Annotated in this window: 15 protein-coding genes; 5 read left to right on the top strand and 10 right to left on the bottom strand. The window is 73.2% G+C overall.

Features of this window, described 5'->3' with window-relative positions; genetic code table 11:
* Positions 1 to 41 precede the first annotated feature (41 nt).
* Positions 42 to 977, bottom strand: coding sequence for a LysR family transcriptional regulator (locus tag AB0D44_RS28670; protein ID WP_362596146.1), 936 nt, complete (start codon positions 975 to 977; stop codon positions 42 to 44).
* Positions 978 to 1,047: 70 nt separating this feature from the next.
* On the opposite strand from AB0D44_RS28670, the gene AB0D44_RS28665 reads away from it, so the two are divergent.
* Entirely contained in the window at positions 1,048 to 2,169 is a 1,122-nt protein-coding gene (locus AB0D44_RS28665) for a TDT family transporter (protein WP_362596145.1), read from the top strand.
* Here the strand turns inward: AB0D44_RS28665 and AB0D44_RS28660 are convergent.
* Together AB0D44_RS28660 and AB0D44_RS28655 are read right to left on the bottom strand one after the other, a co-directional pair.
* Positions 2,166 to 2,906, bottom strand: coding sequence for a helical backbone metal receptor (locus AB0D44_RS28660; RefSeq protein ID WP_362596143.1), 741 nt, complete (start codon positions 2,904 to 2,906; stop codon positions 2,166 to 2,168). The genes AB0D44_RS28665 and AB0D44_RS28660 overlap by 4 nt on opposite strands.
* A gap of 4 nt (positions 2,907 to 2,910) precedes the next feature.
* Positions 2,911 to 3,501: an XRE family transcriptional regulator gene (locus AB0D44_RS28655; protein WP_362596154.1), complete on the bottom strand. Its 591-nt coding sequence runs from the start codon at positions 3,499 to 3,501 to the stop codon at positions 2,911 to 2,913.
* A gap of 237 nt (positions 3,502 to 3,738) precedes the next feature.
* Here AB0D44_RS28655 and AB0D44_RS28650 point away from each other — a divergent pair, with 237 nt between their 5' ends.
* The 4 genes from AB0D44_RS28650 (at position 3,739) to AB0D44_RS28635 (ending at position 8,282) form a co-directional block, all read left to right on the top strand.
* Positions 3,739 to 4,644 (top strand): 5'-3' exonuclease, encoded by a 906-nt coding sequence (locus tag AB0D44_RS28650; protein WP_362596152.1) that lies wholly within the window; start codon positions 3,739 to 3,741, stop codon positions 4,642 to 4,644.
* A 52-nt stretch (positions 4,645 to 4,696) separates the two neighbouring features.
* Entirely contained in the window at positions 4,697 to 5,536 is an 840-nt protein-coding gene (locus AB0D44_RS28645; RefSeq protein WP_362596141.1) for a siderophore-interacting protein, read from the top strand.
* Between the two features lie 136 nt (positions 5,537 to 5,672).
* Positions 5,673 to 7,226, top strand: coding sequence for a serine hydrolase (locus tag AB0D44_RS28640; protein ID WP_362596139.1), 1,554 nt, complete (start codon positions 5,673 to 5,675; stop codon positions 7,224 to 7,226).
* A gap of 33 nt (positions 7,227 to 7,259) precedes the next feature.
* Positions 7,260 to 8,282, top strand: a complete 1,023-nt coding sequence (locus AB0D44_RS28635; RefSeq protein ID WP_362596137.1) for an RluA family pseudouridine synthase — start codon at positions 7,260 to 7,262, stop codon at positions 8,280 to 8,282.
* Here the strand turns inward: AB0D44_RS28635 and AB0D44_RS28630 are convergent.
* From AB0D44_RS28630 to AB0D44_RS28600, 7 genes are all read right to left on the bottom strand, one after another.
* On the bottom strand, positions 8,279 to 11,119 hold the full coding sequence (locus tag AB0D44_RS28630) for a DEAD/DEAH box helicase (protein ID WP_362596136.1): 2,841 nt from the start codon (positions 11,117 to 11,119) through the stop codon (positions 8,279 to 8,281). The genes AB0D44_RS28635 and AB0D44_RS28630 overlap by 4 nt on opposite strands.
* A 46-nt stretch (positions 11,120 to 11,165) precedes the next feature.
* On the bottom strand, positions 11,166 to 12,053 hold the full coding sequence (locus AB0D44_RS28625; RefSeq protein WP_362596134.1) for a diacylglycerol kinase: 888 nt from the start codon (positions 12,051 to 12,053) through the stop codon (positions 11,166 to 11,168).
* Positions 12,054 to 12,096: 43 nt separating this feature from the next.
* Positions 12,097 to 13,062 carry a twin-arginine translocase subunit TatC gene (tatC, locus tag AB0D44_RS28620; RefSeq protein WP_362596132.1) on the bottom strand — a complete coding sequence of 322 codons (966 nt, stop codon included), beginning with the start codon at positions 13,060 to 13,062 and terminating at the stop codon, positions 12,097 to 12,099.
* A gap of 47 nt (positions 13,063 to 13,109) precedes the next feature.
* Entirely contained in the window at positions 13,110 to 13,403 is a 294-nt protein-coding gene (gene tatA, locus AB0D44_RS28615) for a Sec-independent protein translocase subunit TatA (protein ID WP_362596130.1), read from the bottom strand.
* A gap of 183 nt (positions 13,404 to 13,586) precedes the next feature.
* Complete coding sequence (locus AB0D44_RS28610; protein WP_362596128.1) at positions 13,587 to 13,787, bottom strand: hypothetical protein; 201 nt, start codon at positions 13,785 to 13,787, stop codon at positions 13,587 to 13,589.
* A 26-nt stretch (positions 13,788 to 13,813) separates the two neighbouring features.
* Positions 13,814 to 14,104 carry a hypothetical protein gene (locus AB0D44_RS28605; protein ID WP_362596126.1) on the bottom strand — a complete coding sequence of 97 codons (291 nt, stop codon included), beginning with the start codon at positions 14,102 to 14,104 and terminating at the stop codon, positions 13,814 to 13,816.
* A gap of 31 nt (positions 14,105 to 14,135) precedes the next feature.
* Positions 14,136 to 15,104 carry a WYL domain-containing protein gene (locus AB0D44_RS28600; protein ID WP_362596124.1) on the bottom strand — a complete coding sequence of 323 codons (969 nt, stop codon included), beginning with the start codon at positions 15,102 to 15,104 and terminating at the stop codon, positions 14,136 to 14,138.
* Positions 15,105 to 15,129 lie beyond the last annotated feature (25 nt).

Here is a 15,129-nt window from a genome sequence, read left to right as displayed (position 1 = left end):
GGCCCCGGGCAGCGGCGCCGCACCTGCCAGGCGGCCCCCCGCTAGGCCCGGCGCCGCGTCAGCGACAGCAGGTCGCGCGCCGGGCCCGCCGGACGGGCCCCCGCGGGCCATACCGCCCGCAAGGCGCGCCCCAGCGCAGCCCCCGCCACCGGCACCTCCACCAGCCGCCGCGCCGCCAGCTCGTCCCCCAGCGCCAGCTCCGACAGCACGCACGGCCCCGCCCCGCTCAGCGCCGCCGCCTTCACGGCCGTGGTCGACGCCAGTTCCAGCAGCGGCGCCGCCAGCCCGCGCCCTCCTCCCCCGGCCGAGGCCAGCGCCGCGTCCAGCACCTGCCGCGTCCCCGACCCCCGCTCCCGCAGGATCAGCGGGGCCGCCGCCAGCTCCGCCACCTCCACCCCCTTCGAGCGCCGCGCCCACGCATGGCCCGGCGCCACCGCCACCACCAGCCGGTCCTGCGCGATCACCGCCGAGTCCAGGCCCTCCGGGACCGTCAGCCCCTCCACGAAGCCGAGGTCCGCCTCGTGCGCCAGGACCCGCTGCGCGACCACCGCCGAGTTCCCGGCGTGCAGCGACACCGCCGTGTCCGGCCGCTGCCCGCGCAGCGCGATCAGCCACCCCGGCAGCAGGTACTCCGCGATCGTCATGCTGGCGGCCACCCGCAGCCGCGAGTCCCGCCGGCCCCGCAACGCCTGCGCGCCCGCGTCGAACGCCTCTGCCGCCTCCACCACCCGCCGGGCCCAGTCCGTGACCAGCGCGCCTTCCGCCGTCAGCGTCGACCCCCTGGGCGAGCGGTCCACCAGCGCCACCCCGAGCCGCGCCTCCATCGCCCGGATCCGGCTGCTCGCCGCGGGCTGGGTGATCCCCAGCCGCCGGGCCGCACCGCTCAGGCTGCCCACGCGCGCGACCGCGAGCAGCAGCTCCAGCGCCCCCAGGTCCGGCACCCGGTGCGCCAGCGGAACCCACTCCTCGTTACCCATAACATCAGTTTATGGCCTTATAGGCGGGAGACCTCTGCCGCCCCCTCCCACCAGGGACGACGCTGGGTCCATGGCCACCACCCTCGTGCGACCCCGCACCACCGTCACCACCCCCGAAGCCGCCCCCCGCGCCCACAAGGCGCTGCGGCAGCTCGGACCCAACTGGTACGCCTCGATCATGGGCACGGCGATCGTCGCGAACGCCGGCGCCACCCTGCCCTACCAGCTCCCCGGCCAGCGCGTGGCCTGCCAGCTCGTCTGGGCGCTGTCCGCCGTCGCACTGGTGGTGCTGCTCACCGCCCGCGCCGGCCACTGGCTCCACCACCCCGACCAGGCCCGCGCCCATCTCCTCGACCCGGCCGTCGCCCCCTTCTACGGCTGCCTCTCGATGGCGCTGCTGGCCGTCGGCGGCGGAACCCTCATCGTCGGCAAGGACCTGATCGGGACCGGCGCCGCGGTGGCCGTGGACGCCGTGCTGTTCACCGCCGGCACCGCGATCGGCCTGGTCATGGCCGTGGTGGTGCCCTACCTGATGGTGGTGCGCCACAAGGTGGAGGCCGGGCAGGCCACCCCCGTCTGGCTGCTCCCCCTGGTCGCCCCCATGGTCTCCGCCGCCCTCGGCCCCCTGCTGATCCCCCACCTGCCCGCGGGCCAGCCCCGCGAGACCATGCTGCTCGCCTGCTACGCCATGTTCGGCATCAGCCTGCTGGCCGTCCTGCTGATGCTCCCCCTGGTCTTCGGCCGGCTGATCGTGGGCGGCCCCCTCCCCCTGGCCCTGACCCCCACGCTCTTCCTGGTCCTGGGCCCCCTCGGCCAGTCCACCACCGCCGTGAACCAGCTCGCCGACCTGGCCCCCCAGTCGATCGGCGCCCCCTACGCCGGTGCGCTCGCCGCCTTCGCGGTCGTCTACGGGGTCCCCGTGATGGGCTTCGCCCTGCTGTGGCTGGCCCTGGCCTCGGCCATGCTGGTGCGGGCCGCCCGTCACGGCATGGGCTTCGCGATGACCTGGTGGGCCCTGACCTTCCCCGTCGGCACCTGCGTCACCGGCGCCGCCGGCCTGGCCCGCCACACCGGCCTGACCGCCTTCGCCTGGCTCGCCGCGGCCCTCTTCCTCGCCCTGCTGACCGCCTGGCTGCTCGCCGCCGCCCACACCCTGCGCGGCCTGCGCACCGGCCGCCTCCTCGCCGCCTAGTCCCCCGCTTCCTTCGGCTCTCGCAGCTCCCGCAGGGCCCCGGCCAGCACGGCCGGGGCCTCGGCGAGCGAGGGGCCGTACCAGGTGAGGTGGCGGCCGCTGACCAGCGCGGCGGGCAGTGCGGGGAAGGCCTCCGGGCCGTCCTGCGCGGTGAAGCGGTAGGGCTCGTCGGGAAGCACCACCAGATCGCAGCCCGCGGCCGCGAGCTCCTCCACCGCAACCCGCGGATACCGCTCCGGGTGGCCCGCGTAGACGTTGCGCACGCCGAGCCGGGCGAGGAGGTCCCCCGCGAAGGTGTCGCGGCCGAGCACCATCCACGGCCGCCGCCACACCGGTACGAAGGCCTTCCGGTCGGCGGCCGGTTCCACCCGGGCCCACGCGGCCTCGGCGTCCGCCAGCCACCCCGGCCTCGCCAGCCCCAGCACCCCCACCAGCAGCCGGTCCAGCTCCCGCAGCGCCTGCGGGAGGTCCCGTACCTCGGTGACCAATACCTCCACACCGGCCGCCCGCAGCGCCGCCAGGTCCGCGGGCCGGTTCTCCTCCTCGTTGGCGATCACCAGGTCCGGGCGCAGCTCCGCGATCCGGCGCACGTCGGGGTTCTTCGTCCCGCCGATCCGCACCGCGCCCCCGAGGTCCCCGGGGTGGGTGCACCAGTCCGTGGCCCCGACCAGCAGCCCGGGCCGGCTGACGGCCACCGCCTCGGTCAGGGACGGCACCAGCGAGACGACCCGCCGCACGCCCTCAGCGCCCCGGCGACGGCGGCTCGGACGTCGCGTGGATGTGGTCGCCCACCGCCACCACCAGGATCCGGGTGTCCTCGGTGACGGCCCGCCAGCGGTGCCGCACGCCTCCCGACAGGAACAGCGCGTCGCCGCTCTCCAGCCGGTAGGCCCGCCCCTCCGCCTCCACCTGGCAGGCTCCCTCGACCACGTACATCAGCTCGTCGTTGCGGTGCTGGTACTCGCGCCCGGCGTCCTGGTCCCCGGTGAACTCCAGGGCGTGCAGCTGGTGGTGCCCGCGCACGAGCGGCCGTACCCCCGGCACGGGCGTGAGCCCGGACGGGTCACCGGCCCGTACGAGGTCCACCGTGCGCGCGGTGTCGGACGCGGCGAGCAGCTCGACGGCCGTGGTCTCCAGCGCGTCGGCGACCCGTTCCAGGGACCGCATGCTCGGCCGGGCCCGCTCGTTCTCTATCTGGCTCAGGAACGGGACCGACAGCCCGCTGCGCGCCGACACGGCGGCAAGGGTCAGTTGGAGCGCGCGGCGCCGCTTGCGCACCGCCACGCCCACCCGGAGCGGCTCCTTGCCGTCCTTTTCCTTGTCCTTGTCCATCGCCGTGCCCTCGGGGCTCTTGTCGTCCAGGTCGTCCGTGCCGTCCCTGTCGTTCATTTCGGGGCTGCCCTCCCCTTGTCCGTCGCACATCGGTGTGCTGTAAGCACCTTACGCAGCAACCGCCCCGTGTTTCGCGTGCACGGGTGTTCCCGTACCGGACCGCTCACTGTCCGTGGCCGCCCGGCGGCGCGTCGACGGCGTTGCGGCATCATCGTCTGCGTGACGACACGACGCCTGATGCTCCTGGACACCGCCTCCCTCTACTACCGGGCCTACTTCGGCGTCCCGGACTCCGTGAAGGCCCCCGACGGCACCCCGGTCAACGCCGTGCGCGGACTGCTCGACTTCATCGGCCGACTGGTCCAGGACCACCGCCCGGACGACCTCGTGGCCTGCATGGACGCCGACTGGCGGCCGCACTGGCGGGTGGAGCTGATCCCTTCGTACAAGGCCCACCGGGTCGCGGTGGAGAACGAGACCGGACCGGACGTGGAGGAGACCCCCGACACGCTGGCGCCGCAGGTCCCGATCATCGAGACGGCCCTGGACGCCTTCGGGATCGCCCGGGTGGGCGTGGCCGGTTACGAGGCGGACGACGTGATCGGCACCCTCACGGCCCGCGCCACGGGTCCGGTGGACATCGTCACCGGCGACCGGGACCTCTACCAGCTGGTGGACGACGCCCGGCAGCGCCGGGTGCTCTACCCGCTGAAGGGCGTGGGCAGCCTCCAGGTGACGGACGAGGCGTGGCTGCGCGAGAAGTACGGGGTGGACGGCCCCGGGTACGCGGACCTGGCGCTGCTGCGCGGGGACCCGAGCGACGGCCTGCCCGGCGTCCCCGGCATCGGCGAGAAGACGGCGGCGAAGCTCCTCGACGCCTACGGCTCGCTCGCCGGGATCATCGCGGCGGTCGACGACCCGAAGTCGAAGCTGACGCCCACCCAGCGCAAGCGTCTGGACGAGTCCCGCGCCTACCTGGCCGTGGCCCCGAAGGTGGTCCAGGTGGCCGCCGACGTCCCGCTCCCGTCCTTCGACCCGGCCCTGCCGACGGCCCCGGCGCAGCCGGAGCTGGTCGACGCCCTCACCCGCAGGTGGGGTCTGGGTGGAGCCGTGTCGCGTCTCAGCAGCGCACTGCGACCTTGAGGTGCTAACTTAGGTAATCCTAAGTTGTTTCAGGGGAGTCAGGGGAGACACCGTGGCAGAAGGACGCGCCCGCACCGTCGGCACCGCCGTCGTCGTACGCACCGAGCGGCTGACGCCGCACATGGTGCGCATCGTGCTGGGCGGTGACGGGCTGGCCGGATTCGGCGCGGGCGAGTTCACCGACCACTACGTCAAGATCCTCTTCCCCCCGCAGGGCGTCGCGTACCCCGAACCGTGGGACCTGGAGCAGATCCGCGCCCACTTCCCCCGGGCGCAGTGGCCGCGCCAGCGCGCCTACACCGTACGGAGCTGGAACGCGGGGCGCCGCGAGCTGGCGCTGGACTTCGTCGTCCACGGCGACGAGGGCCTGGCCGGCCCCTGGGCGGCGCGGGTCCAGCCGGGTGAGGCCGTCCGGTTCCTCGGCCCGGGCGGTGCCTACGCCCCGGACCCGGCGGCCGACTGGCACCTGCTGGTCGGCGACGAGAGCGCGCTGCCGGCGATCGCGGCGGCGATGGAGCGGATGCCGGCGGGTGCGCGGGTCCACGCCTTCGTGGAGGTCCAGGGCCCGGCGGACGAGCAGAACATCGCCACCCCGGACGGGGTGGCCCCGGTCTGGCTGCACCGCGGCGCGCGCCCGATCGGCGAGGCGCTGGTGGAGGCGGTCACCGCGCTGGAGTTCCCCTCGACGGACGTCCACGCCTTCGTCCACGGCGAAGCGGGCTTCGTGAAGGACCTCCGCCGCCACCTCCGCCTGGAACGCGGCATCGCCCGCGAGCGCCTGTCGATCTCGGGCTACTGGCGCCTGGGCGAAACGGACGAGGGCTGGCGAGCGATCAAGCGCGACTGGAACGCCGCGGTGGAAGCCGAACAGGACCACGCCACGGCCGCCTAGCCGCGGGGACGCCACACCCAGCCCCGCCGGCGTTTGAGGCGCGGGTCCGGAGCGGAGCCCCGGCAACGGCGCCGCACCCGACGCCCGGGCGGAGCCAGCCCGCGCGCCGCCGCCCGCCCGGCGGGACAATGAGCTCATGCGTACGCTCCGCGCAGCGGCATCGGCGACGGCGGCGACGGCGGCCGCCGCCGCAGCACTCCTGGCCGCCCCGGCGGCCCCTGCCGCCCCCAGCCCGCCACCCCCGCCCAAGCCCCTGATCAGCGACGACGCAGTCGGCAAGGCAGTGGCCCGCCTCGACCGGACCGTCGAGGACCTGATGCGCCGCACCGGCGTCCCCGGCATCTCCGTGGCCGTCGTCCACGACGACGAGGTCGTCCACCTCAAGGGTTACGGCCTGCGCCGGACCGGCGAGACCGCGAAGGTCGACCCGGACACGGTCTTCCAGGTCGCCTCCGTCTCCAAGCCGATCTCGTCCACGGTCGTGGCCGGCGCCCTCACCGAGCCCGGCGAATGGGGCCGTCACACCGCCCTGCCCGGGTTCTCCCTGAAGGACCCCTGGGTCTCCGGTCACGTGACGACCGCCGACCTGTTCTCCCACCGCAGCGGCCTGCCCGACCACGCGGGCGACCTCCTCGAAGACCTCGGCTACGACCAGGCGTACATCCTGGACCACCTCCGCTTCGAGCCCCTCACCCCGTTCCGCGGGAGCTACGCCTACACCAACTTCGGCCTCACCGCCGCCGCCGAGGGCGTGGCCCGCGCCAAGGGCGCCAGCTGGCAGAAGCTCTCCGAGGACGTCCTGTTCAAGCCCGCCGGGATGACCAGCACCAGCACCGAGTTCTCCGCATTCGAGCGGGCCCCGAACCGCGCCGCCACCCACGTGGAGAACCCGGACGGCACCTGGAGCCCCCGCTTCGTCCGCAACCCCGACGCCCAGGCGCCGGCCGGCGGGGTGAGCTCCACCGCCCGCGACATGTCCCGCTGGCTGCGGCTCCAGCTCGCCGACGGCACCCTCGACGGGAAGCGCATCATCCCGGCCGAAACCCTCGCCGCCACCCACTTCCCGCAGATCCTGTCGCAGCCGCCCGCCCCGCCCGCGAACCGCACCGGCTTCTACGGCCTGGGCTGGAACGTCTCCTACGACGGCGCGGGCCGGCTTCGCCTGAGCCACTCCGGCGGATTCGAGCTCGGCGCCAACACCAACGTCACCATGCTCCCGCTGGAGAAGCTCGGCATCGTCGTCCTCACCAACGGAGCGCCGGTCGGCGTCGCCGACACCGTGGCCCTGAACTTCTTCGACTTCGCCGAGCACGGCAAGGCCACCACCGACTGGCTCCCCCTGATCTCGGGCCTGTACGAGCAGGAGCTCAACGTGGGCCGCTCCCCCACCGACTACGCCCGCCCGCCCTCCGGAGCCAAGCCGGCCCAGGACAGCGCCGCGTACACCGGCACCTACGACAACCCCTACTACGGCAAGGCAACCGTCACCGCCGACGACAACGGCGCACTCACCCTCTCCCTCGGCCCGAAACCCCAGCGCTATCCGCTCACGCACTACGACGGCGACACCTTCAGCTTCGAGACGAGGGGCGAGAACGCGATCGGCCGCACCGGGGTGTTCTTCACCGACGGCACCTTCCGCGTCGAGTACCTCGACGCCAACCACCTGGGCACCTTCACCCAGCAGTAGGGCAGCTCACCCCGCGCGCATAGCCTGTCCCCGATGAGACGAAAAGCCCAGGTGCCGCCCTCGCCCCTCCCCCAGCGCGCCGGAATCGACCCGGTGCGCCTGCGGCTGCCCGCCGACCCCGAGGGGAAGTGGCCCGACCTCGGCGCCTACCTGACCGCGCGTTACGCGGGTACCCGCGGCGCGGATGGCGTCCGGCACCTGCTGGACTCCGGCCGGGTCCTCGGCCCCGGCGGGCGGGTCCTGCGCGCACGGGACCCGTACGAACCCGGCGGGTACCTGTGGTTCCACCGGGACATGGAGCCCGAGCCGGCCGTGCCCTTCGCGCTGCGCGTCGTGCACCGTGACCGGCACCTGCTGGTCGTGGACAAGCCGCACTTCCTGGCGACCACCCCCCGCGGCAGCCACGTCACGCAGACCGCCCTGGCCCGGCTCCGCGAGGAACTGGACCTGCCGGAGCTCAGCCCGGTCCACCGGCTGGACCGGCTGACCGCGGGGCTGGTCATGTTCAGCATCCGTCCCGAGGACCGCGGCGCCTACCAGCTCCTGTTCCAGCGCCGCGAGGTCCACAAGGAGTACGAGGCCCTCGCGGCCCACGATCCGGCGCTGGGCTTCCCCCGCACGGTCCGCAGCCGGATCGAGAAGACGCGCGGGGTCATCGCGGCGGTCGAGGTCCCGGACGGCGAACCGAACGCCGAGAGCCTGATCGAGCTCACCGCCACCCGCGGCCGCCTGGGCCGCTACCGGCTGACCCCGCACACCGGCCGCACCCACCAGCTGCGGGTGCACATGAACGCGCTCGGCCTGCCCATCCTCGGCGATCCGGTGTATCCGCGGGTCACCGACCCGGCCCCGGACGACTACCGCCGCCCGCTGCAACTCCTGGCCCGCGTACTGGAGTTCACCGACCCCGTCACCGGCGCCGGCCACCGCTTCGAGAGCGGCCGCACCCTCCAGGCCTGGCACGACCGCGCGGCCTGGGAAGCGGGCCCGGGCCCGACCGCGGACGACGACCCGGCGGCGCCGACCCCCACGACGGGAAGCCCCGAAAGCCCCTAGCCGACCGAGCTGTAGGCCACTACGCCCCGCAACAGCGCGTCGACGGCCTTGCGGGCGTTGCGGGCCACCGTGCTCCCGCTGTCACCCGAGGCGGACGGAGCCGCGGCCGCGACCTGCCCGAGGACGTCGATGACCTGCTTGCACCAGCGCACGAAGTCGCCGGCGGGCATCTCCGCCTCGCGCAGCACCTCGTCCAGGCTCTTGTCCGAAGCCCACTGGTAGGCCGCCCACGCGAAGCCGAGGTCCGGCTCGCGCTGGCCCACGCCCTCCGCCTGGTTGATGCGGTGCTCCTCCTCCAGGGCGTCGAGCCGGCCCCAGATGTGGACCATCTCGCCCAGCGCGACCTTCGCCGCCCCGCCCGGCACCTTCGGCGCGACCGCGTCGTCGGCCTGCCGCGCCTCGAAGACCAGCGCCGAGACGCAGGCGGCCAGTTCGGCCGGGCTCAGGCCCTCCCAGATGCCCGCGCGCAGGCACTCGGAGGCCAGCAGGTCCAGCTCTCCGTACAGCCGGGCGAGCCGCTTGCCGTGCACGGTGACCTCGTCCTCGCGCAGGTAGTCCAGCTCGGTCAGCAGCGCGTGGATCCGGTCGAAGGTGCGGGCGATGGTGTTCGTCCGGCCCTCGATCCGCCGCTCCAGCTGCACCGTGTCCCGCTTGAGCCGGTGGTAGCGCTCCGCCCAGCGGGCGTGGTCCTCGCGCTCGTCGCAGCCGTGGCACGGGTGCGCCCGCAGGGCCGCCCGCAGCCGGGCGATCTCGCGGTCGTCGGCCGCCGCGGCCCGGCCGCGCCCCCGCCGTTCCGGCGTGATGTGCCCGGCCTTGGAGCGCAGCTGGGACGCCAGGTCCCGACGGGACTGCGGGGAGCGCGCGTTGAAGGTCTTGGGGATCCGCATCCGGTCCAGGGCCTCCACCGGGACCGGGAAGTCGATCGCGGCGAGCCGCTTGACCTGCCGCTCGGCGGTGAGCACCAGCGGACGCGGGCCCTCGGGGTACTCGTACCCGCGGTGCCCGTTGACCCGTCCGGCCGGCACGCCCGGGTCCAGGACCAGCGCGAGCCCGGCGAACTTGCCCGTCGGCACGTGGATGATGTCGCCCGGCTTGAGCTTCTCCAGCGAGCTGGCCGCCTGCACCCGGCGCTGCGCGGCGCCCTGCTTGGCCAGCTCGGTCTCCCGGTCCTTGAGGTCCCGGCGCAGCTGCGCGTACTCCTCGAAGTCGCCCAGGTGGCAGGTCATGCCCTCCCGGTAGCCCTCCAGGCCCTCCTCGTTGCGCTGCACCTGGCGGGAGATCCCGACCACCGAGCGGTCGGCCTGGAACTGCGCGAAGGAGGTCTCGAGCAGCTCGCGCGAGCGGTGCCGCCCGAACTGGCTGACCAGGTTCACGGCCATGTTGTAGGAGGGCTTGAAGCTGGAGCGCAGCGGGTACGTACGGGTACCCGCGAGCCCCGCGAGCGCCGCCGGGTCCATGCCCCGCTGCCACAGCACCACCGCGTGGCCCTCGATGTCGATGCCGCGCCGCCCGGCCCGGCCGGTCAGCTGCGTGTACTCGCCGGGGGTGATGTCGGCGTGCTGCTCGCCGTTCCACTTGACCAGCTTCTCCAGGATGACCGTGCGCGCGGGCATGTTGATGCCCAGCGCCAGGGTCTCGGTGGCGAAGACGGCCTTGACCAGGCCCCGTACGAAGAGCTCCTCCACGACCTCCTTGAAGGTGGGCAGCATGCCCGCGTGGTGCGCGGCGATGCCCCGCTCCAGGCCTTCGAGCCATTCGTAGTAGCCCAGGACGTGCAGGTCCTCGGTGGGGATGGAGGCGGTGCGCGCCTCGACGATCTCGCGGACCCGCAGGCGTGCGGAGTCGTCGTTGAGCCGCAGGCCCGCGTACAGGCACTGCTGGACGGCGGCCTCGCAGCCGGCCCGGCTGAAGATGAAGTTGATGGCGGGCAGCAGCCCGTCCCCGTCGAGGCGGGCGATGACCTCGGGCCGGGAGGGGGTCCAGATCCGGCCGCGGGAGCGCCGCTCGCGCTCGCGGTCGGCCTCGCGGACCATCTTGCCGCGCCGCCGGTCCTTGGGGCTGTAGGTGCGGGTGTTCTCCTCGCGCGCCATGCGCAGCAGGTCGGGATTGACCTCGCGGCGGGCGGAGCCGCGGCCTCCGTGGTCGGACTCCTCCTCGAAGAGGTCGAAGATCCTGCGGCCGGCCATGACGTGCTGCCACAGCGGTACGGGCCGCTCCTCGGAGACGATCACCTCGGTGTCGCCGCGCACGGTGTCCAGCCAGTCACCGAACTCCTCGGCGTTGGACACGGTCGCCGACAGTGACACCAGGGTAACGGACTCGGGGAGGTGGATGATCACCTCTTCCCAGACGGCCCCGCGGAACCGGTCGGAGAGGTAGTGCACCTCGTCCATCACCACGTAGCCCAGGCCGCGCAGCGACTGGGAGCCCGCGTACAGCATGTTGCGGAGCACCTCGGTGGTCATCACGATGACCGGCGCCTCGGAGTTGACGCTGTTGTCGCCGGTGAGCAGGCCCACCTTCTCGACGCCGTAGCGCTTGACGAGGTCGGCGTACTTCTGGTTCGACAGGGCCTTGATGGGCGTCGTGTAGAAGCACTTGCGGCCCTGCTGGAGCGCCAGGTGCACGGCGAACTCGCCGACGATCGTCTTGCCCGAGCCGGTCGGGGCGGCCACCAGGACGCCCTTGCCCGCCTCCAGTGCCTTACAGGCCTCGACCTGGTACGGATCCAGGTCGAATGCGTACATCTCGCGGAAGGGGGCCAGCGCGGTGGCTTCTTCGGCGGCGCGGATCCGGGCAGCGGCGTACCGCTCGGCGGGTGAGAGTTCTTCGGTCATCTTGGGATCGAGCCTACCCGTCACCCCTGACAACAGTCCCGATCATTTATGTGAGGAGCCTCAGGGCTCCGGGGACGCACGCGGCGGTCACCGGAAGCGGCCCGACCGGCTCCCCGTCGGCGTAGGCGGTGAGCCCGGGCGCCTCCAGGGTGATCGTGCGGGCCCGGTGGACGGTCACCTTCGGGTGGCTCAGGTGCGTCCCCTTGTAGACCTGCGGGAACACCGTGAGCAGGGTGGCCCGGCTGCAGTCTGCGACCACCGTGACGTCGAAGAGCCCGTCGTCCGGGACGGCGTCCGCGCAGATGCGCATGCCGCCGCCGTAGGAGGAGCCGTTGCCCACCGCCACCAGCGTGGCCTCGGTCTCGATGACCGGGCCGTCGTCGAGGGTGATCCGGTACGGGAACGGGCGGAAGGCGGCCAGCTCGGCGATCATCGCCAGGTCGTACCTGAACCGGCCCGCGGGCAGCCGCATCCGGTTGCCGCGGTCGTTGACCTTCGAGTCGAAGCCGGAGCACAGCACGGTCCCGTACCAGGTGTCGCCGACCCGGCCGAGGTCGATGTCCCGGATCCGCCCCTCCTCGATGGCCCCGGCGGCCAGCCTCCCGGCCCGCTCGGGCTCCCGCACGGGCAGCCCCAGCGCCCGCGCGAAGTCGTTCCCGGTGCCCACGGCGACCACCCCGAGCGGCACCTGTGTCCCGGCCAGCGCCTGCAGGGCCAGCGAGACCATCCCGTCGCCTCCGACCGCGATCACCGCACCGGTGCCCTCGCGGACGGCGGCGCGCAGCCGGGCCAGGGCGTCCGGGGCGTCGGTGCCGACGACGGTCCGCACGCAGAAGCCGGCGGCCCGCAACGCGGAAGCGGTCGGCTGCGCGGCGTGCGCGCCCCGGCCGCGTCCCGCGGTGGGATTGACGAAGAGCGTGATCTCAGAGCTCACGCCCCGCGGGGGCACCTCGCGACGGTGGCTGGGGGCGTGCTCGTCAGGTCGCGTCGTCGTAACCGTTGATCCTCTGACGGCCGCCGTCCGACTGGCCGGGCAGCGCGGCGGGGGCCGGGACCGCGTCCATCTCGCCGATCGGCGCCGGGGTGAGGTCCAGCTGGGAGGCCTCGTCGTCGTCGAGACCCGCGTCGGGGTCGCGCAGCTTGCGCCTGCGGTCGTTGACCAGGCAGATGGCGAGCGCGATGAAGTAGAGGGCCACGATCGGGGCGGCCAGCGACAGCATGGTGAGCGGGTCGCCGGTGGGCGTCGCGAAGGCGGAGAAGACCGTGATGCCCAGGACCATGGCGCGCCACCAGCTCGCCAGCCGCTTCGCCGTCAGCACACCGGTGAAGTTCAGCAGGATCAGCAGCAGCGGCAGCTCGAAGGCCAGGCCGAAGACGACCACCATGCGCGTGACCAGGTCGAGGTAGTCGTCGACCGGGAGCAGGTTGCGCGCGTGCTCGGGGGTGAAGTCGAGCAGGATCGTCGCGGTCTGCGGCAGGACCTTGTACGCGAGCACGGCTCCGGCGCCGAACAGCGGGGCACCGACCGCGACGAAGCTCATCGCGTACTTCTTCTCGTGGCTGTGCAGGCCGGGGGCGGTGAACGCCCACAGCTGGAAGAGCCACACCGGCGCGGACAGCACCACACCGGCGGTGAGGGAGACCTTCAGGGCGATCGAGAACGGTGCGATCAGACCGTTCACGGTCATGTCGGCGCAGGGCCGGCCGTTGCGCTGCGAGACCACCCCGTCGGTGCAGCCGACGGAGTCCAGCATCGGCTTGAGCATGAAGTCGATGAGGTCCTTGTAGAAGAAGGCCGCCACGATGGTGATCACGAGGATCGCAAGGACCGACTTCAGCAGACGGTTTCTCAGCTCACGCAGGTGCTCGACGAGAGGCATCCGCCCTTCGGCGTCCTTGGCCTGTCGTCCTTGTTTCTCCTGCTTGCGGGCAGACTTGAGCAACCCACGTCCCTTGTCTCGTTGCAGATGACTGGCGTGTCCGGCTCCGGTCAGCCCTGGGTGGTGCGGTTCGGCTCGTTGACGGGCCGGGAGCTGGTGACGTCACCGGGCGCGGCCTGGATGGTGCGCGGGGCGACGGGCTGCTGCGGAGCCTGGTCGGCGGCCGGGGCGGCGGCCGCGTCCTCCGCTTCGCCGTCCTTCTTCATGGCCTTGGCCTCGCTCTTGAGGATGCGGGCCGACTTGCCGAGGGAACGGGCCATTTCGGGGAGCTTCTTGGCGCCGAACAGCAGCACGATGACAGCGATGATCAGAAGGATCTCAAGGGGCTTCAGATTGCCGATCATGTGTGTCTTCCTTCTCACCGAAACGGCTGGTTGTGGTGGCTGTGGACGGTTCGGACACGGATCCGGTAACCGCTCAGGCAAGGATCGTAACCCCCGGGGGTTAACGCCCGGCAATCCCCCGGGGTACCCCCGCTTGCGCACCGGCCCGTCGTTCACGGTCCGGTCACACGGGTTCGTCCCGCTTCAGGACCGCACGCCGCGACCCGCCCGGGCGAGATCGGCCGCGGCCCGCTCGAGGTCCTCCGAGGCCTCCGCGATGCGGCGGCTGGCCGCCGCGACCTGCCGGGACAGTCGGCGGACCTCCGCGAAGACCCGTACCGCCGGCACGGCGAGGACGGCGATCCCGAGGAAGCCCAGGGCAATTGCGAACATCGGCCACAGCATGGGACGAGCCTAGGCCACCGGGCGCCTCACACGCTCCGCAGGGTGCTCACGCCTCCGCCGGTCAGCAGTTCCACGATGCGCTCCCCCGCGGGCTTGCGGACCGACTGCCCGCACTCCGGGCAGGTGAAGGAGTAGAAGGTGGTCCGCCGGCTGCCGCCGATGACCAGCCGCAGGGCGCCCGCGTCCAGCTCGAAGCGGGCGCCGCAGTCGGGACAGGCCGCCTTGAACGAGACGGACCCCGAGTGAACCGGCGAAACCGATGGAACCGATGGAACCGATGAAGCTGACGAAACTGGCGTACCCGACATAGGTGACATCGACCGCTGCTCCCCTCAGACCCTCAGACCCTCAGACCTGTTCCCCGTACCCCGCCAGAGCCTCCCGGGCCGCGCTGCGCGCACTTTCCGCCAGCTCCGCGGGGGCCACGATCCGCCCCTCGCGGCCCAGCCGCAGCGCGAGCCTGCGCAGCGAGGCCGGATCCGGGCTGCGCAGCGTGATCCGCAAGCCGCCCCCGGCCAGCTCCTCGGCGCTGTCGTGCGGGTAGTACTCGGCGACCCAGCGTCCGCCGGGCCCCACCTCCACGACCACCTCCGGATCCTCGGCGGCCGGCTGGACCAGCCCCTCGGACAGGTCACGCGGCTCGATGGCGGGCGGCTCGGCCCGCTCGTCCAGCAGCCGGATCTCCGCCACCCGGTCGAGGCGGAAGGTGCGCCGCGCCTCGGAGAGGTGGCACCACCCCTCCATGTACGTGTGCCCGACCGCGAACAGCCGGATCGGGTCGACCTTGCGCTCGGTGAGCTCGTCGCGCGCCGGGGAGTAGTACCGCAGCCACAGCCGGCGCCGCTCCGCGATGGCCCGGTCGACGTCCGCGAACACCCCGCCCTCCGACTCGAAGGTCACCGACAGCCGGGAACTGGCGCCGGCGACCTCGCCCGCCGCGGCCTCCAGCTTGGCGGTGGCCCGCAACAGCGCGTCCCGGTCGCCCTCCCGCAGCCCCGGCAGGGTCGCCACCGCCCGGGCGGCGACCAGCAGCGCGGTCGCCTCGTCGGCGGCCAGCCGCAGCGGCTCGGCGGTGGACTCCCCCGACGCGTCGGCGTTGTGCCACCAGATCCGCTCGCCGTCGGTGTCGATGTCGAGCAGGTCCCCGCCGCGGAAGCTGGTCCCGCACATGGGCAGCACGTCGAGGTCCGAGATCAGCTCGTCCTCGGTGATCCCGAAGGCCCGCGCGACGTCGGCGACGTGCGCGCCCGGGCGTTCGCGCAGATACGTCACCAGGGACAGCATCCGGCGGGTCTGGTCGATGGCGTTGGCAGCCATGCTGGTACGTCTCCCCCTCAGGGCG

Origin of the sequence: Streptomyces sp. NPDC048349 (genome assembly GCF_040651925.1) — a bacterium.
Lineage (GTDB): Bacteria > Actinomycetota > Actinomycetes > Streptomycetales > Streptomycetaceae > Streptomyces.
The sequence above is the reverse complement of the archived record's forward strand: the minus strand, read 5'-3'. Positions and strand labels throughout refer to the sequence as shown.

Excerpts from the sequence above, each read along its gene's own strand:
- AB0D44_RS28635 (WP_362596137.1), top strand. The coding sequence starts at position 7,260 with ATGAGACGAAAAGCCCAGGTGCCGCCCTCGCCCCTCCCCCAGCGCGCC.
- AB0D44_RS28610 (WP_362596128.1), bottom strand. The coding sequence starts at position 13,787 with ATGCTGTGGCCGATGTTCGCAATTGCCCTGGGCTTCCTCGGGATCGCC.
- AB0D44_RS28650 (WP_362596152.1), top strand. The coding sequence starts at position 3,739 with ATGCTCCTGGACACCGCCTCCCTCTACTACCGGGCCTACTTCGGCGTC.
- AB0D44_RS28605 (WP_362596126.1), bottom strand. The coding sequence starts at position 14,104 with ATGTCACCTATGTCGGGTACGCCAGTTTCGTCAGCTTCATCGGTTCCA.
- AB0D44_RS28640 (WP_362596139.1), top strand. The coding sequence starts at position 5,673 with ATGCGTACGCTCCGCGCAGCGGCATCGGCGACGGCGGCGACGGCGGCC.
- AB0D44_RS28630 (WP_362596136.1), bottom strand. The coding sequence starts at position 11,119 with ATGACCGAAGAACTCTCACCCGCCGAGCGGTACGCCGCTGCCCGGATC.
- AB0D44_RS28670 (WP_362596146.1), bottom strand. The coding sequence starts at position 977 with ATGGGTAACGAGGAGTGGGTTCCGCTGGCGCACCGGGTGCCGGACCTG.
- AB0D44_RS28655 (WP_362596154.1), bottom strand. The coding sequence starts at position 3,501 with ATGGACAAGGACAAGGAAAAGGACGGCAAGGAGCCGCTCCGGGTGGGC.
- AB0D44_RS28600 (WP_362596124.1), bottom strand. The coding sequence starts at position 15,104 with ATGGCTGCCAACGCCATCGACCAGACCCGCCGGATGCTGTCCCTGGTG.
- tatA (WP_362596130.1), bottom strand. The coding sequence starts at position 13,403 with ATGATCGGCAATCTGAAGCCCCTTGAGATCCTTCTGATCATCGCTGTC.
- AB0D44_RS28665 (WP_362596145.1), top strand. The coding sequence starts at position 1,048 with ATGGCCACCACCCTCGTGCGACCCCGCACCACCGTCACCACCCCCGAA.